The sequence below is a fragment of the Pseudomonas sp. S10E 269 genome, from assembly GCF_002798465.1.
GTDB lineage: Bacteria > Pseudomonadota > Gammaproteobacteria > Pseudomonadales > Pseudomonadaceae > Aquipseudomonas > Aquipseudomonas pergaminensis.
Genome location: NZ_PHIJ01000001.1, coordinates 918,717 through 940,489, shown reverse-complemented (window position 1 = coordinate 940,489; position 21,773 = coordinate 918,717). Strand labels below are relative to the sequence as shown.

Genomic DNA, 21,773 nt, shown 5'->3' with positions numbered 1-21,773 from the left:
AAAAAACCGGCCTGTGAAAGGGCCGGTTTTTTTTGTGCTCAGGAAAAGCGCCTGTGGCAAGCCCGCTCACCACAAAAGCGCTGTTAGTCGTTGAAGTCTTCCCAGCCGCCCATCTGCTTCCAGCGGTTGACGATGCCGCAGAACAGCTCGGCAGTCTTCTCGGTGTCGTAGCGGGCCGAGTGAGCCTCACGCCCGTCAAAGTCGATACCGGCGGCCTGGCAGGCCTTCGCCAGCACGGTCTGGCCATAAGCCAGGCCAGCGAGGGTTGCGGTGTCGAAGCTGGAGAACGGGTGAAACGGATTGCGCTTCATGTCCAACCGCGCCACGGCGGCGTTCAGGAAACCCAGGTCGAAACTGCTGTTGTGGCCGACCAGGATCGCGCGCTTGCAGCCATTGGCCTTCAGCGCCTTGCGCACGCCACGGAAGATATCGGTCAGCGCCGCTTCTTCACTCACCGCCATGCGCAGTGGGTGATCAAGCTTGATCCCGGTGAACTCCAGGGCAGCCGCTTCGATATTCGCGCCTTCAAACGGCTCGACGCGGAAGAAGTGGGTGTGTTCCGGGAACACAAAGCCCTGTTCATCCATGCCGATCGTGGTCGCGGCGATTTCCAGCAGCGCGTCGGTGGCGCAATTGAAACCACCGGTTTCTACGTCGATGACAACCGGCAGATAGCCGCGGAATCGCTCGGCCATCGGGTGACGGGAGCCGCCACCACTGTGCTCGTGTTCGTCATCGTAATGGTCTTCACTCACTTGCTTTCCTCCAGCAGGCGCCAGCGCAGTGTTTCACCGGCGCGCAGCGGGATAACAGTCAGCTCGCCAAACGGCAGGCTGGCAGGGGCGGTCCAGTCTTCACGGACCAGGGTGATGCGGTCGGTATTCGCTGGCAGGCCGTAGAAACGCGGACCATTGAGGCTGGCGAACCCTTCGAGCTTGTCCAGCGCATTGCGCTGTTCGAATGCTTCGGCGTACAGCTCGATCGCGGCATATGCGGTATAGCAGCCGGCACAGCCGCACGCGGCTTCTTTCGCGTGTTGGGCGTGAGGCGCGGAGTCGGTGCCGAGGAAAAACTTCGGATTGCCGCTGGTCGCCGCATCCAGCAAGGCCACCTGGTGGGTGTTGCGCTTGAGGATCGGCAAGCAATAGAAGTGCGGCCGGATCCCGCCCACCAGCATGTGGTTACGGTTGTACAACAGGTGATGCGCGGTGATGGTCGCGCCGACGTTGGCCGAGGCCTCGGTGACGAACTGCACGGCATCGGCGGTGGTGATGTGCTCGAACACCACCTTGAGGGTCGGGAACAGCTCGACCACACGGCGCATATGCTCGTCGATGAAGATCTTCTCGCGATCGAACACGTCCACGTCGCCACGGGTAACTTCACCGTGGATCAACAGCGGCATGCCGACTTCCGCCATGGCTTCGATGGCCGGCAGGATCTTGTCGATACTGGTCACGCCGGAATCGGAGTTGGTGGTCGCGCCGGCCGGGTACAGCTTGGCGGCGTGCACGAAGCCGCTGGCCTTGGCCTCGCGAATTTCTTCGGGCTGGGTGCGGTCGGTGAGGTAGAGCACCATCAGCGGTTCGAAGCGGCTGCCGGCCGGCCGAGCAGCGAGGATACGCTGGCGGTAGGCATCGGCTTGCTCGGCGTTACGCACCGGAGGTACCAGGTTAGGCATGATGATGGCGCGGCCAAACGTGCGCGCTACATCGGCCACGGTGTGGGGTAACGCAGCACCATCGCGAAGATGAATATGCCAGTCGTCGGGACGCAGCAGGGTCAGGCGGTCGGACATTGGGGATTCCAGGCGGGTCAATCTGGTGGGAATGCTACCGGAAAAGACTCTTGCAGGCACCCGCTATCAAGTTTTGCAGGATGCAACCGATAGCCTTTTGTATGCCTTATCGATGTATGACGCTTTGAAGTGTTGTAGAAACCAGTGGAGCCTCCCGTGCGCCAGCATTATCTAGCCCTGCTCAGTGTGTTCGCCAGCCTGCCTGCGATGGCCCTCACGTTCCAGACACGTCTGGAGAATATTGAGTGGAAGGTAGAAGGCGACCAGTTCGAGTGCCGCCTGACCCAGCCGATCACCGACTTCGGCTCGGGTGAGTTCGTGCGCCGGGCCGGCGAGCAGGCGACGTTTCGTCTGAAAGCCTATAATGGCTCGCTGGGCGCAGGCTCGGCGACCTTGCTGGCCGCCGCTGCGCCTTGGCAGCCGGGGCGCGGTGATATCAACCTTGGCGCCGTGCGTGCCGGCAGCGGCGACGTCTTGTTCAACAGCTCCCAGGCCCAGGCCGGGCGCCTGTTCACGGGGCTTCTGGAAGGGCGCAGCCCGACTGTTCGCCACTACGGGCGTGAGGGCGGCTACTCGGAAATTCGCCTGTTGCCGGTGAAATTCAACAAGGCCTTTAACGACTATCAGCTGTGCACCACCAAGCTGTTGCCGATGAATTACGACCAGGTCAAGCAGACCGAGGTCGGGTTCCCCGGCGGTGGTATCGAGCTGGACGCGGCGGCCAAGAAGAAGCTCGACGTGATCCTCGCGTTCATGAAAGCCGATCCCACCGTCAACCACATCGAGTTGAACGGCCATTCGGACAACAGCGGCAACCGCTTGACCAACCGCGACGTCTCGCGCCGCCGTGGCCTGGCAGTCATGGACTACTTCAAGGCCAACGGTATCCAGGAATCGCAGATCACCCTGCGTTTCCATGGCGAAAGCTACCCACTGGCGCCGAACACCAATGCGGCCAACCGGGCACGCAATCGTCGCGTGAATATTCAGCTTGAGCGCGTGGCTCCCCCCGAGAAACCGGCCCCCACGGCCACCGGCCCGAGCAACCCTGCGCACACCTCATAAGGGGCGACCATCGGTCGCCCGCTCGACATAATCTGTCGCTTTATCTTCATTTGCTGTCGCGCCCCTGTAAATTCGCGGTTTTGGTCGGTAGAATCGACGCCTTTCCGTACAACCCCGTGGAGTGATGGCATGGCCGACGTAAACAAGGTCGTTCTCGCGTATTCCGGCGGCCTGGACACTTCGGTGATCCTCAAGTGGCTGCAGGATACTTATAACTGTGAAGTGGTGACCTTCACCGCTGACCTGGGTCAGGGCGAAGAGGTCGAACCTGCACGTGCCAAGGCGCAAGCCATGGGCGTGAAAGAGATCTACATTGACGACCTGCGCGAAGAGTTCGTCCGCGATTTCGTTTTCCCGATGTTTCGCGCCAACACCGTCTACGAAGGCGAGTACCTGCTGGGTACCTCCATCGCACGTCCGCTGATCGCCAAGCGCCTGATCGAAATCGCCAACGAAACCGGCGCCGACGCCATTTCCCATGGCGCGACCGGCAAGGGCAACGACCAGGTGCGTTTCGAACTGGGTGCCTATGCACTCAAGCCAGGCGTGAAAGTGATTGCCCCGTGGCGTGAATGGGACCTGCTGTCCCGTGAAAAGCTGATGGATTACGCTGAAAAGCACGCGATCCCGATCGAGCGTCACGGCAAGAAGAAGTCCCCGTACTCGATGGATGCCAACCTGCTGCACATCTCCTATGAAGGCGGCGTGCTGGAAGACACCTGGACCGAGCACGAAGAAGACATGTGGAAGTGGACCGTCTCCCCGGAGAACGCTCCCGATAAGCCGCAATACCTGGAACTGACCTACCGCAACGGCGACATCGTCGCATTGGACGGCGTCGAAATGACTCCGGCCACCGTGCTGGCGACCCTGAACCGTATCGGTGGCGAACACGGTATCGGCCGTCTCGACATCGTCGAGAACCGTTACGTGGGCATGAAGTCCCGTGGCTGCTACGAAACCCCAGGCGGCACCATCATGCTGCGCGCCCACCGCGCCATTGAGTCCATCACCCTGGACCGCGAAGTGGCTCACCTCAAAGACGAGCTGATGCCCAAGTACGCCAGCCTGATCTACACCGGCTACTGGTGGAGCCCTGAGCGTCTGATGCTGCAACAGATGATCGACGCATCCCAGGTTCACGTGAACGGCGTTGTGCGCCTGAAGCTGTACAAGGGCAACGTGATCGTTACCGGTCGCAAGTCCGATGAATCGCTGTTCGACGCCAACATCGCCACCTTCGAAGAAGACGGCGGCGCCTACAACCAGGCGGACGCAGCGGGCTTTATCAAGTTGAATGCACTGCGCATGCGCATTGCGGCCAACAAAGGTCGCTCGTTGTTCTAAGTCTCGGCGCACTATAAAGAATGGCCCCTTGTTCAAGGGGCCATTTTTTTTGCTGTGGATTTTGTGGTGGGTTGTGGGGTTTATTTTTTTTAAACGTGCGTTGATGTTTTTCTAAGTCCCTTTCCTTTTCAATGGTTTTGAATGAATTTTTGTTTAAAGGATGTAGGGAGAATGAAATTTTTACATCTGCATAGGAACTAGTCTTACAGAAAATTCACTCATGAAAGCACAGCGAATATATAAAACGCTGAGAGTTCTGTAGGAATTAGGGGTGTAAGTGAATATGTTGAATGGAACTAAAATAGACAGATTTTTCTTGACAGTTTTCTTACGCTCAAGCGATAGGCAAGGGGCATTTCCTGACAGTTACGTACGGCACGTTTACCTGACCCCGCATATCCCAGGGATATTTCACTCAAAATATGTAAGCCACCGGAAAGGTCTGAAAGGATCCATAAAATCAGAAACCTCCGAGAAGGCGTTTTTTTGTAGGCTAATTCCGTTATCGCTGTGGGGTGGGTCTCTGCTTGCTGTTGCTTGGGGGGGAATGCTATGCCAACTAGGAAACGACTAGGCTATTGTGCTTGCTCTAAATAATTCGAACAGCGAAATTGGACTTTCTCATGAATAAAGTGCTGATCGTGGATGATCATCCCGTCATTCGTCTTGCTGTGCGTATGCTAATGGAGCGTCATGGTTATGAGGTCGTTGCCGAGACCGATAACGGCGTCGATGCGTTGCAACTTGCACGGGAGCATATGCCGGACATTGTCATACTGGATATCGGGATTCCCAAACTTGATGGGCTGGAAGTTATCTGCCGGCTGTCTTCTACCAAGCAGGCCAACCCGTTCAAGGTGCTGGTGCTGACGTCCCAGGCTCCCGGCCATTTTTCTATGCGCTGCATGCAGGCAGGGGCTGCCGGCTACGTGTGCAAGCAACAGGACCTGACCGAGCTGCTGAGTGCGATCAAGGCAGTCTTGTCAGGCTACAGCTACTTCCCGAACCAGGCGCTCAACTCGGTACGCTCCACCATGGGCAATGCCAGCGAGGCCGATATGGTCGAGCGCTTGTCCGGCCGGGAAATGATGGTATTGCAGCAGTTGGCCAGGGGCAGGACCAACAAGGAAATTGCCGACGGCATGTTCCTCAGCAACAAGACTGTCAGTACCTACAAGACGCGTTTGCTGCTCAAGCTCAACGCCCGCTCCCTTGTCGACCTGATCGAGCTGGCCCAACGTAACGGCTTGGTATAGAGGAGGGCACTGCAGCGCGTGTTGGCGTGGGTAACCGGCAGAAAAAAGCCTCCGTGAGGGAGGCTTCCGACCGTCGACGCTCAATCAGAGATCGAAGTCGTAATCGGCCAGTTGTCGTTGCAAGCGTCGTTCTTCCAGAAGATTGTCGATGGTGCGGCGTTTGCTCAAATTAGTCTTGGCGACCTCAACCACAGGTGCCTCTGTCCCATCGTCATCCGACTCAACGAGGTCGTCTTCCACTTCCAGTTGTTCTTTGCCAGTGCTCATAAGGTTCACTCCGGGCTAAGACTGCCGTTGGCGCTCCTTATAACGATAATCCATGGTTGGGTAAAAAAGATTTTTTCAATCGGCTGATCGAGAAAACCAATGATTCCTCAATCGTCGGACGTCTTGTCCTTGTATTCGCACAAGTCTTCGATGCGACAACTGCCACAGCGCGGCTTGCGGGCCTGGCAAACATAGCGTCCGTGAAGGATCAGCCAGTGGTGGGAATCCAGCAGATACGGCTTGGGCACGAACTTCATCAGTTGCTTTTCCACCTCCACCACGTTCTTTCCGCGGGCAATGCCGGTGCGGTTGCTGACCCGGAAAATGTGGGTGTCCACAGCCATGGTCAGTTGCCGGAAGGCAGTGTTGAGTACCACGTTGGCGGTTTTACGGCCAACGCCCGGCAGGGCTTCCAGGGCTTCACGGGTTTGTGGCACTTCACTGCCATGCAGTTCCATCAGCAGGCGACAGGTCTCGATCACATTCTTGGCCTTGCTGTTGTAGAGGCCGATGGTCTTGATGTATTCCGACAACCCTTCCACACCCAGGGCATGGATCGCCTCCGGCGTATTCGCCACGGGATACAGCTTGGCGGTAGCCTTGTTGACGCCGACGTCGGTGGATTGGGCCGACAGGATCACCGCAATCAGCAACTCGAACGGCGTGGTGTAAGCAAGTTCGGTCTTCGGTTCAGGATTGTCTTCGTGAAGCCTGCGGAAAATTTCCAGGCGTTTAGCGGCATTCATCGGGCGGTGGGTTCCTTGCAGGCGGTCGGCATAAATGTGAAAGGTGGATCCAGGCTTTGGGTTCTGCGAGCGATCGTCCGAGCAGGATAAACCATCGCCAGGGTGCCCGGCAGCGCTTGCGGTGGATCAAGCGTCGACGTAGACGTCCACCTGGCGTTGCGCTTCTTCGAGCCTGAGCTGCGCGGCGATCAGTTGATCCGCGCTCGCCCCCGGCTGGCGTTGCAGCTTGCTGACATCGGCTCGGGCGTACGCCAGGGCGGTTTTCAGCTGGCGCAGTTGTGCGTCTATCGGGCGTTTTTCCACCCGCTGCAAATCGGGCCTGGGCTGCTCACTGTCAGCCTCGGCGTTGTGCAAGGCTTGCTCCGCGCTGGACAGCGCAGCGCTCAAGGTTGCCAGTTGCTGCTCGCCGGCGTTCAGGTCCTGGGCTTTTTTCAGCTCGGCACGTCGCATGGCCAATTGGATCTTCGCGCGTTTGAGTGCGGGGTCTTTTGGCGGCGGCGAGGTTGTTGGAGCGGCGGCTTCCAAGGCGGTGAGTGCCTGCTCAGCCGCTTCGAACTGCTGTTGCAGGATGATCAACTGCGATTGCTGCTCGAAGGTCGGTGGATGGCCGAACGCCTTCAACGACTTGTGCAGTTGGGCACGGCTCATGGCGACCGTGATTTTAGCCTTTTTGACCGCCGCATCCTGGGCCACCTGAGTCGCATCGGCGGGCATGGGGGCTGCGGGCGCCGAGCGCTTGGCCCGTGCCAGGCGTTCGGCGAGTTTGTGTGCTTCTTCCCGTTGCAGGCGCGCGTTGCGCTGCTCAAAACGCCGCCGCGCCCGGTCGCGCTTCAAGCCGCGCTCATGATGCTCATGATCATTGGCTGCCAGGCCACCTACCATCGGCAGCACGCAGGTCGCGGGGTGCATTTCAATGCAATCGACAGGGCAGGGCGCAACGCACAGGTCGCAACCGGTGCACTCATCAATGATGACGGTGTGCATCAATTTGGCGGCGCCGACGATGGCGTCCACCGGGCAAGCCTGGAGGCACTTGGTGCAGCCGATGCACTCGGCCTCGCGAATGTAGGCCACTTGGGCGGGCGCCTCGCCGCGGCTGGTGTCCAGGTCCAGCACCGGCACGCGCAGCAAGGCTGCAAGGCCGGCGATGGTTTCCTGCCCGCCGGGCGGACACTTGTTGATGGCCTCGCCGCGCGCGATGCCCTCGGCGTAAGGCTTGCAACCCGGGTGCCCGCACTTGCCGCATTGGGTCTGCGGCAGCAGCGCGTCGATACGTTGAATGAGGTTCATGCTGTGATCATGGGTATGCCGATTAAGCGAACAGGCTCGTAATGGATTTGTAGGAGCGCGGCTTGCCGGCAATGGCGTCCCTGAGGTCGCCATTGCCGGCAAGCCGGGCTCCTACAACAGGCCTAATTTACTCGCCACAGGCCCATAGGCTTACTTGATGCGTTGACCCGGCTTGGCACCGCTGTCAGGGCTCAACAGGTAGATCTCTTCGCCACCAGGACCCGCCGCCATCACCATGCCTTCGGATATGCCGAACTTCATTTTCCGAGGCTTGAGGTTGGCGATCATCATGGTCAGGCGACCATCGAGCTTGGATGGGTCTGGATAAGCGCTCTTGATCCCGGAGAACACATTGCGTTGTTCGCCACCGAGGTCCAGGGTCAGGCGCAGCAGCTTGTCGGCACCTTCCACGGCTTCGGCCTTGACGATCAGCGCGACACGCAGGTCCACGGCAGCAAAGGCGTCGAAGTCGATTTCAGCAGAAATCGGATCCTTGGCCAGCTCGCCGTTACCGGCCGGAGCCGATTCGCCGGTGTCGGTCTGGCTGGCGACCAGGTCTTCTTTCGAAGCGTCGGTCATGGCCTGGACTTTCACCGGATCGATGCGGGTCATCAACGGCTTGAATTCGTTCAGTTGATGGTTGCTGAGCAGGGTGGCGTGGTCGTTCCAGGTCAGCGGCGCAACGTTGAGGAATGCCTCGGCGTCGGCAGCCAGCAGTGGCAGCACCGGCTTGAGGAAGATCACCAGTTGGCGGAACAGGTTGACGCCCGTGGCGCAGATCGCCTGGACTTCCGCCTGCTTACCTTCCTGCTTGTTCAGCGACCACGGCGCCTTGTCGGCGATCCAGGCGTTGGCACGGTCGGCCAGGCCCATGATCTCGCGCATCGCGCGGGCAAAGTCACGGGCTTCATAGGCGTCGGCGATGCTCGGCGCAGCGGCCAGGAACGCGTCGGTCAGCTCTGGTGCGGCGTTCTCAGCCACCAATACACCGGCGTTGCCCTTGTGGATAAACCCGGCGCATCGGCTGGCGATGTTGACGACCTTGCCGACCAGGTCCGAGTTGACCTTCTGTACGAAGTCTTCCAGGTTCAGGTCCAAATCGTCGACGCCACGGCCAAGCTTGGATGCGTAGTAGTAACGCAGGTATTCCGGCGACAGGTGGTCCAGGTAGGTGCGCGCCTTGATAAAGGTGCCACGGGACTTGGACATCTTCTGGCCATTGACCGTCAGGTAGCCGTGCACCGCAATGCCGGTCGGCTTGCGGTAGCCTGAACCTTCGAGCATCGCCGGCCAGAACAGGGCGTGGAAATTGACGATGTCCTTGCCGATGAAGTGGTACAGCTCGGCGGTGGAGTCCTTGCCCCAGAACGCGTCGAAGTCCAGCTCCGGCGTACGGTCGCACAGGTTCTTGAAGCTGGCCATGTAACCGATCGGCGCATCCAGCCACACGTAGAAGTACTTGCCCGGCTCGCCCGGGATCTCAAAGCCGAAGTACGGCGCATCGCGGGAGATGTCCCACTGCTGCAGGCCACTGTCGAGCCATTCGGAGAGTTTGTTGGCCACGGCGTCCTGCAGGGTGCCGCTGCGCGTCCAGGTTTGCAGCATTTGCTGGAAATCCGGGAGCTTGAAGAAGAAGTGCTGGGAATCCTTGAGCACCGGGGTGGCGCCAGAGATTGCCGACTTCGGATCCTTCAAGTCAGTCGGTGCGTAGGTTGCACCACATTTTTCGCAGTTGTCACCGTACTGGTCTTCAGTGCCGCATTTTGGGCAAGTGCCCTTGATGAAGCGGTCGGCCAGGAACATTTTCTTTTCCGGGTCGAAATACTGGGTGACCGAACGCTGGTCGATGTGCCCGGCATCCTTCAAGCGCAGGTAGATCTGGCTCGACAGCTCGCGGTTTTCGACGGAGTGGGTCGAGTGGAAATTGTCGAAATCCACCAGGAACTCGGCAAAGTCGGCGCTGTGTTCAGCCTGCACGTTGGCGATCAGTTGTTCCGGGGTGATGCCTTCCTTTTCGGCGCGCAACATGATGGCCGAACCGTGGGCGTCGTCCGCGCAGACATAAATGCATTGATTGCCGCGATGCTTCTGGAAGCGCACCCACATATCGGTCTGGATGTACTCAAGCATATGGCCAAGATGGATGGAACCATTGGCATAGGGCAGGGCGCTGGTGACGAGGATCTTGCGTGGCTCGGACATGGGGCTCGGCTACTTGATGAAACGGAGGTCGGCCACTATAAAGCGCCGGGAAATATATTTCACCCCGTGGCGCTGTTTCAGAATCTTCCCAACCTTCGAAAGCATGCCGTTGAGGCGCTGGAACGGTTAGGATAGCCGCCTGTTTCAGTCAGTCTTTTTTCGGGAGTAGCCCATGAGCGCCGTCAATCGCGCAGCGGTGGAAGCCGTTCTTCGCCAGTACACCGACCCTTATTTGAACCAGGACCCGGTCAGCGCCGGCTGTGTTCGCGCCATCGAGGTCCAGGGTGACCAGGTGTCGGTCCAGCTGGAGTTGGGCTACGCCGCCGGCCTGTTCAAAAAGGGTTGGGCGCAGATGCTGCAAATGGCCATCGAAGGCCTCGACGGCGTGGCCTCGGCCAAGGTCGACATCCAATGCGTGATCGCGCCACACAAGGCCCAGGCGCAGATCCCTGGCCTGGCCAACGTCAAGAACGTGGTGGCCGTGGCCTCCGGCAAGGGCGGCGTGGGTAAATCCACCACGGCGGCCAACCTGGCCCTGGCGTTGGCCCGCGAAGGCGCGCGGGTGGGCATTCTCGATGCGGATATCTACGGGCCGAGCCAAGGTGTGATGTTCGGCATCGCCGAAGGCACGCGGCCAAAGGTCAAGGACCAGAAGTGGTTCGTACCGATCGAGTCCCTGGGCGTGGAAGTGATGTCCATGGCCTTCCTCACTGACGACAACACGCCGATGGTCTGGCGTGGGCCGATGGTCTCCGGCGCCTTGCTGCAACTGGTCACCCAGACCGCCTGGGGCGACCTGGACTACCTGGTGATCGACATGCCGCCAGGCACCGGCGATATCCAGCTGACCCTGGCACAGAAAGTCCCGGTGGCCGGTTCGGTGATTGTCACCACGCCTCAAGACCTGGCGCTGCTCGACGCGAAGAAAGGCGTGGAGATGTTCCGCAAGGTCAATATCCCGGTGCTGGGCGTCGTGGAGAACATGGCGGTGCACATCTGCTCCAACTGTGGCCATGCCGAGCATCTGTTCGGCGAAGGCGGTGGCGAGAAGCTGGCAAGCCAATACGGCGTTGAGCTGCTGGCCTCATTGCCGCTGTCGATGGTGATTCGCGAACAGGCCGACGGTGGCAAGCCCACCGTGGCAGCAGACCCTGATGGCCAAATCGCCATGGTGTACCAGGAACTGGCCCGCCATGTGGGAGCACGGATCGTGTTGCAGGAAGCTGCAAGCCCGGCAATGCCGACTATTTCTGTCAGCGACGACTGAGGCGATTGCAGGTCGTCGAGCCCCGACAGTGTCGGGGCTTTTTCTTGTCCGGCGATTGAGAAAGGCTGCTTGTTACGCTTTTACGCAATTGCTCGTGTAAGCATTTACTTACTTTCTCGTAAGTGTTTGGTTTTTTTTCCATCCCGGAGCGTCTCAAACTGGCTAGGGGATTCTCTATCTAATTGAAAAATAACAATTATTTATATCGTTTTGGGTGCGGGAGGCTGTCAGTTGCCGGGTTGGATCCTGTTGAACTTACTTTGGAACTCTCTAAGATCAGCCCTGTGTCCACGGATTGACACAGCCATCAAGGAACGATGGTTGAAGGAGCGTCGCAGGATGCGATTCATCAGGATGATGAAAAGGAATACAGGGACTAGGGAAAAAATGTGGGCGGGTCAAACCGCCCCTTTTTTTTGCCTGCAGGAAAGTGAAACCCACCTTCCAGAAACGCAAAAAGGCCCGCAAGGGGCCTTTTGGGGGGCGACGCTATCAGCGTTCTAGGTCTGCAATCTTACCTTTTTTGCCATCCCACTCCGCTGCATCTGGCATCGGGTCTTTGCGTTCAGTGATATTCGGCCAGATTTCCGCCAGCTCGACGTTCAACTGAATGAATTCCTGCATCTCTGCCGGGACTTCATCCTCGGAGAAAATAGCGACGGCCGGGCATTCAGGTTCACACAGGGCGCAGTCGATGCACTCATCCGGGTGGATAACCAGGAAATTCGGGCCTTCGTAGAAGCAGTCCACCGGACACACTTCGACGCAGTCGGTGTACTTGCACTTGATGCAGTTGTCGGTAACGACGAAGGTCATTTCTAATTCTCTCCTCAGGCGGCGGCAGCGAAACCCTTTGTGGCAGGGCTCGCGAGGTTCGGGAGCGATAGTCTGCAGGCCAGGCTAATAGCCTGCAGCATCCCAAACCGCGCGAGAGTCTACCAGCTTGCACGCGTCTGCGTTATATCCGAGTCTTAAGTGCATATAACATTTCGAGCGCTTTTCGAGGCGTCAAGTCGTCAAGGTCAAGTTTAGCCAACTCATCCAGTACCGGATGGGGCAAGCTGGCGAACATATCGCTCTGGTGCGGCGCACTGGCTTTGCTGCTGGTTTTCTTCGGGCTGGCCACTGCGGTTTCGTGCGGCAAGGCTGTGGTTTCCAGGCGGCTGAGGTGTTCGCGGGCGCGAGTGATCACGTCGTTCGGCACGCCGGCCAGTTGTGCCACGGCCAGGCCGTAACTCTGGCTGGCCGGCCCTGGCAGCACATGGTGCAGGAACACGATGCGCTCGTTGTGCTCGGTGGCGTTCAGGTGCACGTTGGCTACCAGCGGCTCGCTTTCCGGCAACACCGTCAGCTCGAAATAGTGCGTGGCAAACAGCGTGTAGGCACGCAGGTGCGCCAGGCGTTCGGCTGCCGCCCAGGCCAGGGACAAACCGTCGAAGGTGCTGGTGCCGCGACCCACTTCGTCCATCAGCACCAGGCTGCGTTCGGTGGCGTTGTGCAGGATGTTGGCGGTCTCGCTCATTTCCACCATAAAGGTCGAACGGCCACCCGCCAGGTCATCGCTGGAACCGATCCGGGTGAAAATACGGTCCACCAGGGACAGCTCGCAACTGGCCGCCGGGACAAAGCTGCCAATATGCGCCAACAGTACGATCAACGCGGTCTGGCGCATGTAAGTGGATTTACCACCCATGTTCGGACCGGTGATGACCAGCATGCGGGTATCGTCGTCCAGGGACAGGTCGTTGGCAACGAACGGCGTGGTCAGCACCTGTTCTACAACCGGGTGACGACCTTGCACGATGCGCATGCACGGTTCGCTGACAAAGCGCGGGCAGTTCAGGTCAAGGTTCAGCGCACGTTCGGCCAGGTTGCTCAGCACATCCAGTTCGGCCAGGGCGGCGGCGGTGTCCTGCAGCGGCGCCAACTGGCTGATCAGGTCTTCAAGCAGGTTTTCATAGAGCATCTTTTCCCGAGCCAGGGCGCGGCTCTTGGCCGACAGTGCCTTGTCTTCGAACTCTTTCAGTTCCGGGGTGATAAAGCGCTCGGCACCTTTGAGGGTCTGGCGGCGCTGATAATCGATCGGCGCCGACTCCGCCTGTTTGCTCGGCAACTCAATAAAGTAGCCATGCACGCGGTTGTAGCCGACCTTCAAGTTGGCCAGGCCGGTGCGGGCTTTTTCGCGAGCTTCCAGATCGATCAAGAACTGCCCGGCGTTTTCGCTCAGGGATTGCAGCTCGTCCAGTTCGCTGTCGTAGCCGGTCTTGAGTACGCCCCCGTCACGGATGATCGCCGGCGGGTTGTCGATGATGGCTTTTTCCAGCAAGGCTGCCAGTTCCGGGTAAGTCCCGGCTGTAGTTGCAAGCTGTTGCAGGTGCGGCGTATCCAGCTCGGTCATCGCCACCTGCAGTTGCGGCAGGGCACCGAGGGCATCACGCAGGCGCGCCAGGTCACGGGGTCGTGCGTTACGCAGACCGATCCGCGCCAGGATGCGCTCGATATCGCCGATTTCCTTCAACTGTGGCTGCAGCTTTTCAAAGCGATAGCCGTCCAGCAGACAGGTAATTGAAGACTGCCGCGCTTGCAGCACAGCCAGGTCGCGCAGCGGGCGGTTCAGCCAGCGGGTCAGCAAGCGACTGCCCATGGCGGTCTGGCAACGATCGACCACCGATTGCAAGGTGTTATCGCGACCGCCGGCCAGGTTGGTATCCAACTCCAGGTTGCGACGGCTGGCGCCATCGAGCACCACGGTATCGTCCAGACGCTCATGGCGCAGGCTGCGCAAGTGCGGCAGGGCGGTGCGCTGGGTTTCCTTGGCGTAGCCCAATAGGCAACCAGCGGCGCCGATGGCCAGGGTCAGGGTTTCGCACCCAAAGCCTTTGAGGTCCTGTACGGAGAACTGCTGGCACAGACTTTTCAGCGCCGAATCGCGCTCGAAATCCCACGGTGCACGGCGCTTGGCCCCACGGCGTTTTTCTGCCGGCAGATCCTTCGGCCAATCATCCGGGATCAACAACTCCACCGGATTGATGCGCTCCAGCTCCGCCAGCAGGTTCTCCCAGCCCTTGATCTCCAGCACCGTGAAGTTGCCACTGGTGATATCCAGCACCGACAGACCAAACAGACGCTCATCGCCCAACACGGCGGCAATCAGGTTATCGCGACGCTCATCCAGCAGCGCCTCATCACTCACCGTTCCCGGCGTAATAATTCGCACCACCTGGCGTTCAACCGGCCCCTTGCTGGTTGCCGGGTCGCCGATCTGCTCACAGATCACCACCGACTCGCCCAGCTTCACCAGCTTGACCAGGTAACCCTCCAACGAATGGTAAGGAATCCCACACATCGGAATCGACTGCCCCGCCGACTGCCCACGCGCGGTCAGGGTAATGTCCAGCAACTTGGCAGCCTTCTTCGCGTCTTCGTAGAAGATCTCGTAGAAGTCGCCCATGCGGTAGAACATCAACTGATCAGGGTGCTGGTTTTTCAGTCGCCAGTACTGCTGCATCATCGGGGTGTGGGAGGACAGATCGGACGTGTTTTTACTCATTGGGTCGTAGGCAAATTCGTTGAAAGTGATGGGGCAAAGGGGGCGCTTGGCCCAGCATTTTTTGCGATGGCGGCAAGGTTAACACGCGAGGTTAGGGCGACGCAGGTCGCAAGTCTGCGTTCCGCCACAGGCCAGTGTTAGCGACCGAGTCAATACATACGATATGCAAATTAGCATTTGCCAACCCCCAAAACTCCCGTCACTATCCGCGTTATGCAAAAACGCAACGTTTCTATCGCTTTAAGAGAATTGCTGGACCGCGACCGGATCTCCCCCACGGAGCTTCACCGGCGTACCGGCGTGCCTCAATCCACGCTGTCCCGGATCCTCAGCGGAAAGATCGTTGATCCGTCGGACAAGCACATCTCGCGCATCGCCGAATACTTCCGCGTCAGTACCGATTACGTGCGCGGGCGCGCACCGGTGGGCGCTTCGCGCGATGACGGGCGCGACCCGATGCATTCCGAACTCAAGGACATAAGCCTGTGGGACGACGACACCCCTGTTAATGACGACGAGGTGTCGATCCCCTTTCTGCGCGAGGTTGAATTGGCTGCTGGATCAGGGAGATTCGTCATCGAGGAAAGCGAGAAAGCCAGCCTGCGGTTCGGCAAGCGCAGCCTGCGGCATAACGGGGTGCAGTTCGACCAGGCCAAGTGCGTGACGGTGCGCGGCAACAGTATGCTGCCGGTGCTGCGCGATGGCGCGACAGTCGGGGTGAATGCGGGTAAAAGCGGCATTGGTGATATCGTCGATGGCGACTTGTATGCCATCAATCACAATGGCCAGTTGCGCGTGAAACAGCTCTATCGCCTGCCTTCCGGGATTCGCCTGCGCAGTTTCAATCGCGAGGAGCACCCGGATGAGGACTACAGTTTCCAGGATATCCAGGATGAGCAGATCAGCATCCTCGGTCATGTGTTCTGGTGGGGTATGTACGCCCGTTAACCTCCCTGCGTAAGACAAAGCCCGCCAATGTGCGGGCTTTTTTCGTCTGTGGAAAATCACCAAACCCTCAGCCTGTATGGCTTTGAATGCATCAATGCATTTCCCGGTAAAAAATAAATGCATTGATGCATTGACTGTATATGCATACATGCATATTCTTCATCTCAAGCCAGCCAAATACGGCCTGGTGGAGGCGGCAAGGATGCTGCCAAGGAAGACAAGGAAGGCACGCAACATCGGCAAGGACGCCATCAGAGCGATGGCAGGGATGCCAGGCAACACCGGCAAGGATGCCGACGCTCTTTAGTTTTACCGCTTCAGGAACAGGCAGCGATGAACCGGCCTAATAACGGTTCAGAGGGTTGGCAACTGGCCCGGGTGTGCAGCGTAAAGCACCAGAAGCAGTTATCCGGCAGACAGGGATCGTGGTCGGAAAAACATTGAGGAAAGGTCCGTACCGCGCCAGTAGCGCCGAAAGACCGAGGACATCATTACTGAAAAGCCCGGGCAACCGGGCTTTTTGGAATGCCTACCTATAAATGGATTTACCCAAGAGCCGGCCCTTTGCCGGTAGTGCTCAGCCAGGAGGCGTGACATGACAAACGAGCAGCAAGCGTTAGCGGAAATGCCTATCTGGCTGGTGATCGTACTGGCCTTGATCGGCGGGGTGTCCGGCGAAATGTGGCGCGCGGACAAAGAGGGCGCCCGTGGTTGGTCGCTGATTCGGCGCCTGGCCTTGAGGTCGGGCGCGTGCATGGTCTGCGGGGTTTCGGCCCTGATGCTGTGTTACGCCGCCGGCATGTCGATCTGGACGGCCGGCGCCATTGGTTGCCTGACCGCGATGGCCGGCGCGGACGTGGCCATCGGCCTTTATGAACGCTGGGCGGCCAAGCGCATCGGGGTCAACCAGGCCTCGAACTCCCGCCCGGATCAGCAGTAACCGCTGCAAGGATGCAAGCAGATGACACTTCTCGAAAAACCGTCCCAACTGCCTAGGGTGATTGGGGACGCGCTGAAGCGCGCGTTCCCACAACTACGGGTCGGTAATCACCATGACTTCTCCGACACGGGCGACAAAACCGGCATTTTGATCAGCGTGGAGCGCAATGGCCCGGGCGTTCGCTCCCTTGCCGGGCGCAAGGCGCATGTCTTGTCGGTTTCACTCAAGGCCACGGTCGTCAGTGGCTCGACGCCCTTTGACGCCTGCGACCTGGCCAGCCGACTGATGGATTTGGCCCTGGATAACCGCTGGGGCTTGCCGCCCGAGCAATGCGACTTGCCCACTGCGATTGTCGCGGCCCCTTCCGTGCTCAGCAGTGCGGAAACGGACTATGACACTTGGATTGTTTCCTTCACCCAGAACTTCTACCTCGGACTGTCTCTGCTCAAAGATCCCGCAGGCATGCCGCCGTCTACTGACCTGTGTGTAGGTGGGTGTGAGAGGGCGGCGAATGTAACGCCGCTTCCTACTCAATCACACGGAAAAAGTGGTTCAGTAAAAGGAATTTGCAGATGTTGAAAGAATTCAGATGCGGTAACTGCAACCGACTTCTCGCCCGCACGGGTGGGTTTACAGAGCTCCAGATCAAATGTTCCCGATGTGGGACGCTGAATCATGTAAAGGCCGAGAGCCTCGAGCAATCGCCCATGAGCGCCATACGCCCAATATAGAGGCCTGAACTTAAATCAGCTCAGTAACGGAGTTTAAAATGGAAAACGCAAATTCGGCGTCTCAAACCTTGCAAGATCTTTGGACCCAAGTGCAACCGGTGGATAACACCGGCATGCTTAGGCGCGTGGTTTTTGGGGATGGCAAGTTTTATGCGGCTGGTGGCAACGGTCTTCCCACAACCACTCAGCTTGTCAGCGGAGGCGCGACTGGTACAGCGTGGACCACGCTTAAGGACGTCGTCACCTCTGATAGCGGAAAGGTCCTCAACGATCTGTACTGGAACGGTCTTGGGACACAGCTTCAAGCCCTTTCTCAATCCGGCAATGTGGTCTACGGCAGCACAGCACGCCCTGAAAGGGCTTGGACAAACATTACGGCAACTGTTCGCGTGTCCGGAGACTTGCAAGGCATTGTGTATTATCAGCCAATTTCCGGCAGCGACGCGACCTGGATACTGGTTGGGTCTAACGGTAAAGTCTTTTCCCGTTATGGCGATTGGTCAGGCCAGGTGGAGCGCACTACGACCTTCACTTCTGGCGAGACTGTGCACTGCGTCAACGTCATTGGCGTTTTTGTGTTGGTTGCGGGATCGAATGGGAAGCTGCTTAGCGCTGTGAAGATGGCGACGGGTGATTCGCAATCATTCTCGACCAGAACCAGCACCTTCGGCACTAGCACCATCCTTTCCATGAAGCTTTGCAACGGGAAAATGTTTATCGTTGGTGCGGATGGCAAGATGGCATATTCACCCGATGGGCTTAACTGGACTGCTGTTGCAGATACCAGTTTCGGTGGAACCATCATCCGCGACATTGCTTACGGTAATGGCAAGTATGTAGCTGTCGGCGACGGCGGCAAGACAGCCGTTTCCGAGGATGGGATCGGCTGGGTTCAGCAAGCCAACACTTTCGCAGGAACCGATATCCGGAGCGTCGCCTACGGCAACGGCAATTTTGTAGCTGTTGGTGCAGGCGGCAAGATTGCTTATTGGACTCCATGATCTTCTATCTCCTTGCGTAATAGAGCCCAGCCGTCGCGCTGGGCTTTTTCATTTCTGATTCAGGCTCGCCACAGCCAGGGTGGCCCTTCGGGGGATGCCTGGACGCTGATAAGCCGGTAATGCAACGCTACGGAAAAAAACCGGCAGCCCGTGCGCTCTGTTCACACCAGACTTCCAGAGTGGCGCGAGACTGGATTGGCGAGATCGATGCATTGGGGCGTCGACGCCGGGCTGATCTTTGGCTGACTGCGGGAAAGACCGCGCACCTATTCAGGGCCTCGACATGATCGGGGCCTTTTCGTTTTCGGCTCCACCACACCCATTGCTCCGAGCTGGGAGTGCTGCTGGGGCCGTTCCAATTCAAGTCATGCCCCACGGAGTCGAGCGCATGGAGTATTTACAGCGCCTGCTCGACAAGATCGACAGGTTCGAATTGTTGATTGCGGGCCTCGTTGGGGCGGTGATCGCCAGTCGGTGGCACAAGGACGACCTGGCGAATTGGCGTACCTGGGTGATCTTCTTAATCACTGGGGGCGCGAGTTCGTTGCACCTGGCTGGAATGGTCAGTGCCTATCGCAGTTCCACCACGGACGTTGGTTTGTCTACCTAGGGGGGCTTTCAAGGTGACTGTGGTGTTGATAACGCAGCCTCAATTGATTCAAATCATGCCAGGCGCTCGCCGTATGGCGGGCCTTTTTTCAACCGCGCTGAATGCGACTTTTGTTCGGTACGAAATCAACAGCGTACTGCGCGCTGCTGCTTTTCTCGCGCAGATCGGTCACGAGTCCGGCGAACTGCGCTACGTGCGCGAACTCGGCAGCGATACTTATTTGAGCAAGTACGACACCGGCACCCTGGCCGCACGCCTGGGCAACACCCCTGAAGCGGACGGCGACGGCCAGAAGTACAGGGGCCGGGGGCTGATCCAGATCACCGGTCGCCGCAACTACCTGGCCTGCAGCGAGGCGCTGTTCGGTGATGATCGCTTGCTGCGACAACCCGAATTACTGGAGCAACCGCAATGGGCTTGTGAATCCGCCGCCTGGTTCTGGCAAAGCAATGGCTTGAATGAACTCGCCGACAAGGACCAGTTCACCACCATCACCCGGCGTATCAACGGCGGGCTCAATGGCCTGGAGGACCGTTTGCAGTTGTGGGCGCGGGCCAAGGCGGTGCTATGCGTTTCCTAGGTGTGCTTGGCGTATGCGTGCTGTTGGCTGTTGTCTGGCAGGTGCAGGCGTGGCGGTACGGGGCGCAGATTGAACACTTGTCAGCAATACAGACCCAGGCAGCCCTGCAGCAACAGCAGGCCGAACAAGACAAGCGGCTGGCCCTTGAGCAACAGCTCAGTGCCATCGACCAACAACATGCCCGGGAGTTGAGCGATGCCCAACGTACTCAAGCAGCTTTGCGTGACCGCATTGCCACTGCTGATGTGCGGTTGTCAGTCCTTCTCGACGCTTCCAGTGGCTGCCCAATGCCAGCCGCCACCGCCGCCGGCGGCGTGGTTCATGCAACCTCGCGAGCCCGACTTGACCCGGCGCATGCTCAGCGAATTATCGGCATCACCGACGACGGCGACAGCGCCCTGATTGCCTTGCGTGCCTGCCAGGCCTACGTGCGCGCTGTCGCCCGTTAATCTCTTGTTCCAGTCTGTCGCTTGCATGGGCGATTTGCTCCTGTAGGGTAGGCAAATCCCCACCCACGACTGGAGACGACCGTGAAGGAAATCACTCAACTGGCTGCTGAACTGGGTCGCCGTTTACAGGTGCTCAATGCCCACGTCACCACGGCCGAGTCCTGTACCGGCGGTGGTATCGCGGAAGCCATCACGCGGATCCCGGGAAGCTCGGCCTGGTTCGAGGCGGGTTACGTCACCTATTCCAACCGCCAGAAGACCCGGCAGTTGAATGTGCCGGAAACGTTGTTTCCAAAAGTGGGGGCGGTCAGCCAGGAAGTGGTGGAGGCAATGGTCCGTGGCGCCCAGGAAAAAAGCCTGGCGCGGTTTGCTGTCGCCGTCAGTGGTGTGGCAGGGCCGGACGGTGGTTCGCCAGACAAACCGGTCGGCACCGTATGGCTGGCGTTTGGCGTGGGCGAAGAGATAACGGCCGAGCTTGAGCACTTCACCGGCAACCGCGATGAGGTCCGCCGACAAACGGTAAAGGCCGCGCTAGAGGGCTTGTTGCGACGAGCTGCAGCAGAAATAGAAAATCAGGGGTAGGCGATCTCCGATCTTTGTGGAACAATACTGTCTACTTATACAGGTGTTGGCCGACCAGGCCTTATTGATTACGTGAGGACTTTAATGGACGACAACAAGAAGAAAGCCTTGGCTGCGGCCCTGGGTCAGATCGAACGTCAATTCGGCAAGGGTGCCGTAATGCGTATGGGCGATCACGACCGTCAGGCGATCCCGGCTATTTCCACTGGCTCTCTGGGTCTGGACATCGCGCTCGGCATTGGCGGCCTGCCAAAAGGCCGTATCGTTGAAATCTACGGTCCTGAATCTTCCGGTAAAACCACCCTGACCCTGTCGGTGATTGCCCAGGCGCAGAAAATGGGCGCCACCTGTGCGTTCGTCGACGCCGAGCACGCCCTCGATCCTGAATACGCCGGCAAACTGGGCGTCAATGTTGACGACCTGCTGGTTTCGCAGCCGGACACCGGTGAGCAAGCCCTGGAAATCACCGACATGTTGGTGCGTTCCAACGCCATCGACGTGATCGTAGTTGACTCCGTGGCTGCCCTGGTACCGAAGGCTGAAATCGAAGGCGAGATGGGTGACATGCACGTGGGCCTGCAAGCCCGTCTGATGTCCCAGGCGCTGCGTAAAATCACCGGTAACATCAAGAACGCCAACTGCCTGGTGATCTTCATCAACCAGATCCGTATGAAGATCGGCGTGATGTTCGGCAGCCCGGAAACCACCACCGGTGGTAACGCGCTGAAGTTCTACGCTTCGGTCCGTCTGGATATCCGCCGTACTGGCGCGGTGAAAGAAGGTGACGAGGTTGTGGGTAGCGAAACCCGCGTTAAAGTCGTGAAGAACAAAGTGGCTCCGCCGTTCCGTCAGGCTGAGTTCCAGATTCTCTACGGCAAGGGTATCTACCTGAACGGCGAGATGATCGACCTGGGCGTACTGCACGGTTTCGTTGAAAAATCCGGTGCCTGGTATGCCTACAACGGCAGCAAGATCGGCCAAGGCAAGGCCAACTCGGCCAAGTTCCTGGCGGACAACCCAGACATCGCTGCCACGCTTGAGAAGCAGATCCGCGACAAGCTGCTGACCGCAGCGCCAGACGTGAAAGCTGCCGCCAACCGTGAGCCGGTTGAAGAAGTGGAAGAAGTCGACACTGACATCTGAA

General features: G+C 58.8%; 22 protein-coding genes and 1 pseudogene. 15 read left to right on the top strand and 8 right to left on the bottom strand.

The annotated features are described in order from the left end of the window. Positions 1-83: 83 nt before the first annotated feature. A complete protein-coding gene (gene rnt, locus CWC48_RS04520) occupies positions 84-755 on the bottom strand; it encodes a ribonuclease T (protein ID WP_010564138.1) in 672 nt (223 codons plus the stop codon). After that, entirely contained in the window at positions 752-1,798 is a 1,047-nt protein-coding gene (pyrC, locus tag CWC48_RS04515) for a dihydroorotase (RefSeq protein WP_034102409.1), read from the bottom strand. Before pyrC ends, rnt begins: the two co-directional genes overlap by 4 nt. A 156-nt stretch (positions 1,799-1,954) precedes the next feature. Between pyrC and CWC48_RS04510 the strand changes: the two genes are divergently transcribed. From CWC48_RS04510 to CWC48_RS04500, 3 genes are all read left to right on the top strand, one after another. Then, a complete protein-coding gene (locus CWC48_RS04510) occupies positions 1,955-2,863 on the top strand; it encodes an OmpA family protein (RefSeq protein WP_078047119.1) in 909 nt (302 codons plus the stop codon). Positions 2,864-2,992: 129 nt separating this feature from the next. Continuing rightward, a complete protein-coding gene (locus tag CWC48_RS04505; protein ID WP_010212738.1) occupies positions 2,993-4,210 on the top strand; it encodes an argininosuccinate synthase in 1,218 nt (405 codons plus the stop codon). A gap of 623 nt (positions 4,211-4,833) precedes the next feature. After that, on the top strand, positions 4,834-5,466 hold the full coding sequence (locus CWC48_RS04500) for a response regulator transcription factor (protein ID WP_078047120.1): 633 nt from the start codon (positions 4,834-4,836) through the stop codon (positions 5,464-5,466). A gap of 84 nt (positions 5,467-5,550) precedes the next feature. Here CWC48_RS04500 and CWC48_RS04495 read toward each other — a convergent pair whose 3' ends face one another. From CWC48_RS04495 to metG, 4 genes are all read right to left on the bottom strand, one after another. Next, positions 5,551-5,733 (bottom strand): PA3496 family putative envelope integrity protein, encoded by a 183-nt coding sequence (locus tag CWC48_RS04495; protein WP_099494175.1) that lies wholly within the window; start codon positions 5,731-5,733, stop codon positions 5,551-5,553. A gap of 107 nt (positions 5,734-5,840) precedes the next feature. Beyond that, positions 5,841-6,479 (bottom strand): endonuclease III, encoded by a 639-nt coding sequence (gene nth / locus CWC48_RS04490; RefSeq protein WP_099494176.1) that lies wholly within the window; start codon positions 6,477-6,479, stop codon positions 5,841-5,843. 126 nt (positions 6,480-6,605) lie between these two features. After that, a complete protein-coding gene (rsxB, locus tag CWC48_RS04485) occupies positions 6,606-7,769 on the bottom strand; it encodes an electron transport complex subunit RsxB (RefSeq protein ID WP_100491399.1) in 1,164 nt (387 codons plus the stop codon). 150 nt (positions 7,770-7,919) lie between these two features. Then, positions 7,920-9,971: a methionine--tRNA ligase gene (metG, locus tag CWC48_RS04480; protein ID WP_078047124.1), complete on the bottom strand. Its 2,052-nt coding sequence runs from the start codon at positions 9,969-9,971 to the stop codon at positions 7,920-7,922. A gap of 172 nt (positions 9,972-10,143) precedes the next feature. On the opposite strand from metG, the gene apbC reads away from it, so the two are divergent. Beyond that, positions 10,144-11,238, top strand: a complete 1,095-nt coding sequence (gene apbC / locus CWC48_RS04475; protein ID WP_078047125.1) for an iron-sulfur cluster carrier protein ApbC — start codon at positions 10,144-10,146, stop codon at positions 11,236-11,238. 492 nt (positions 11,239-11,730) lie between these two features. Here apbC and fdxA read toward each other — a convergent pair whose 3' ends face one another. Further along, positions 11,731-12,054 carry a ferredoxin FdxA gene (fdxA, locus tag CWC48_RS04470; protein ID WP_003208688.1) on the bottom strand — a complete coding sequence of 108 codons (324 nt, stop codon included), beginning with the start codon at positions 12,052-12,054 and terminating at the stop codon, positions 11,731-11,733. Positions 12,055-12,196: 142 nt separating this feature from the next. Beyond that, complete coding sequence (gene mutS, locus CWC48_RS04465) at positions 12,197-14,788, bottom strand: DNA mismatch repair protein MutS (RefSeq protein WP_078047127.1); 2,592 nt, start codon at positions 14,786-14,788, stop codon at positions 12,197-12,199. A gap of 213 nt (positions 14,789-15,001) precedes the next feature. Here mutS and CWC48_RS04460 point away from each other — a divergent pair, with 213 nt between their 5' ends. The 11 genes and pseudogenes from CWC48_RS04460 to recA all read left to right on the top strand — a co-directional run bounded on the left by CWC48_RS04460 (position 15,002) and on the right by recA (position 21,772). Next, positions 15,002-15,736: an XRE family transcriptional regulator gene (locus CWC48_RS04460; protein ID WP_078047128.1), complete on the top strand. Its 735-nt coding sequence runs from the start codon at positions 15,002-15,004 to the stop codon at positions 15,734-15,736. Between the two features lie 94 nt (positions 15,737-15,830). Continuing rightward, positions 15,831-16,043, top strand: a complete 213-nt coding sequence (locus tag CWC48_RS04455) for a hypothetical protein (RefSeq protein WP_100491398.1) — start codon at positions 15,831-15,833, stop codon at positions 16,041-16,043. A 288-nt stretch (positions 16,044-16,331) separates the two neighbouring features. After that, complete coding sequence (locus tag CWC48_RS04450) at positions 16,332-16,676, top strand: phage holin family protein (protein ID WP_068936982.1); 345 nt, start codon at positions 16,332-16,334, stop codon at positions 16,674-16,676. A gap of 21 nt (positions 16,677-16,697) precedes the next feature. After that, positions 16,698-17,255 (top strand): hypothetical protein, encoded by a 558-nt coding sequence (locus CWC48_RS04445; RefSeq protein WP_100491397.1) that lies wholly within the window; start codon positions 16,698-16,700, stop codon positions 17,253-17,255. Beyond that, the gene (locus CWC48_RS04440; RefSeq protein WP_100491396.1) at positions 17,249-17,407 is read left to right on the top strand and encodes a Com family DNA-binding transcriptional regulator; all 159 of its coding nucleotides are present in this window, start codon (positions 17,249-17,251) and stop codon (positions 17,405-17,407) included. Before CWC48_RS04445 ends, CWC48_RS04440 begins: the two co-directional genes overlap by 7 nt. A gap of 38 nt (positions 17,408-17,445) precedes the next feature. Then, a complete protein-coding gene (locus CWC48_RS04435) occupies positions 17,446-18,408 on the top strand; it encodes a hypothetical protein (protein WP_068936980.1) in 963 nt (320 codons plus the stop codon). 388 nt (positions 18,409-18,796) lie between these two features. After that, a pseudogene (locus CWC48_RS04430) lies at positions 18,797-18,994 on the top strand (MFS transporter); the annotation flags it as partial. Positions 18,995-19,040: 46 nt separating this feature from the next. Next, a complete protein-coding gene (locus tag CWC48_RS04425) occupies positions 19,041-19,598 on the top strand; it encodes a glycoside hydrolase family 19 protein (protein ID WP_100491395.1) in 558 nt (185 codons plus the stop codon). Then, the gene (locus CWC48_RS04420; RefSeq protein ID WP_100491394.1) at positions 19,586-20,047 is read left to right on the top strand and encodes a lysis system i-spanin subunit Rz; all 462 of its coding nucleotides are present in this window, start codon (positions 19,586-19,588) and stop codon (positions 20,045-20,047) included. Before CWC48_RS04425 ends, CWC48_RS04420 begins: the two co-directional genes overlap by 13 nt. 81 nt (positions 20,048-20,128) lie before the next feature. Further along, positions 20,129-20,629 carry a CinA family protein gene (locus tag CWC48_RS04415; protein WP_078047145.1) on the top strand — a complete coding sequence of 167 codons (501 nt, stop codon included), beginning with the start codon at positions 20,129-20,131 and terminating at the stop codon, positions 20,627-20,629. Positions 20,630-20,713: 84 nt separating this feature from the next. Further along, positions 20,714-21,772, top strand: a complete 1,059-nt coding sequence (gene recA, locus CWC48_RS04410) for a recombinase RecA (protein WP_010170065.1) — start codon at positions 20,714-20,716, stop codon at positions 21,770-21,772. Position 21,773: the final 1 nt, after the last annotated feature.

Excerpts from the sequence above, each read along its gene's own strand:
- CWC48_RS04500 (WP_078047120.1), top strand. The coding sequence starts at position 4,834 with ATGAATAAAGTGCTGATCGTGGATGATCATCCCGTCATTCGTCTTGCT.
- fdxA (WP_003208688.1), bottom strand. The coding sequence starts at position 12,054 with ATGACCTTCGTCGTTACCGACAACTGCATCAAGTGCAAGTACACCGAC.
- CWC48_RS04460 (WP_078047128.1), top strand. The coding sequence starts at position 15,002 with ATGCAAAAACGCAACGTTTCTATCGCTTTAAGAGAATTGCTGGACCGC.
- pyrC (WP_034102409.1), bottom strand. The coding sequence starts at position 1,798 with ATGTCCGACCGCCTGACCCTGCTGCGTCCCGACGACTGGCATATTCAT.
- rsxB (WP_100491399.1), bottom strand. The coding sequence starts at position 7,769 with ATGAACCTCATTCAACGTATCGACGCGCTGCTGCCGCAGACCCAATGC.
- CWC48_RS04505 (WP_010212738.1), top strand. The coding sequence starts at position 2,993 with ATGGCCGACGTAAACAAGGTCGTTCTCGCGTATTCCGGCGGCCTGGAC.
- CWC48_RS04435 (WP_068936980.1), top strand. The coding sequence starts at position 17,446 with ATGGAAAACGCAAATTCGGCGTCTCAAACCTTGCAAGATCTTTGGACC.
- CWC48_RS04495 (WP_099494175.1), bottom strand. The coding sequence starts at position 5,733 with ATGAGCACTGGCAAAGAACAACTGGAAGTGGAAGACGACCTCGTTGAG.
- metG (WP_078047124.1), bottom strand. The coding sequence starts at position 9,971 with ATGTCCGAGCCACGCAAGATCCTCGTCACCAGCGCCCTGCCCTATGCC.
- CWC48_RS04440 (WP_100491396.1), top strand. The coding sequence starts at position 17,249 with ATGTTGAAAGAATTCAGATGCGGTAACTGCAACCGACTTCTCGCCCGC.
- CWC48_RS04455 (WP_100491398.1), top strand. The coding sequence starts at position 15,831 with ATGCATTTCCCGGTAAAAAATAAATGCATTGATGCATTGACTGTATAT.
- CWC48_RS04420 (WP_100491394.1), top strand. The coding sequence starts at position 19,586 with ATGCGTTTCCTAGGTGTGCTTGGCGTATGCGTGCTGTTGGCTGTTGTC.
- nth (WP_099494176.1), bottom strand. The coding sequence starts at position 6,479 with ATGAATGCCGCTAAACGCCTGGAAATTTTCCGCAGGCTTCACGAAGAC.
- mutS (WP_078047127.1), bottom strand. The coding sequence starts at position 14,788 with ATGAGTAAAAACACGTCCGATCTGTCCTCCCACACCCCGATGATGCAG.
- CWC48_RS04450 (WP_068936982.1), top strand. The coding sequence starts at position 16,332 with ATGACAAACGAGCAGCAAGCGTTAGCGGAAATGCCTATCTGGCTGGTG.
- recA (WP_010170065.1), top strand. The coding sequence starts at position 20,714 with ATGGACGACAACAAGAAGAAAGCCTTGGCTGCGGCCCTGGGTCAGATC.
- CWC48_RS04445 (WP_100491397.1), top strand. The coding sequence starts at position 16,698 with ATGACACTTCTCGAAAAACCGTCCCAACTGCCTAGGGTGATTGGGGAC.
- apbC (WP_078047125.1), top strand. The coding sequence starts at position 10,144 with ATGAGCGCCGTCAATCGCGCAGCGGTGGAAGCCGTTCTTCGCCAGTAC.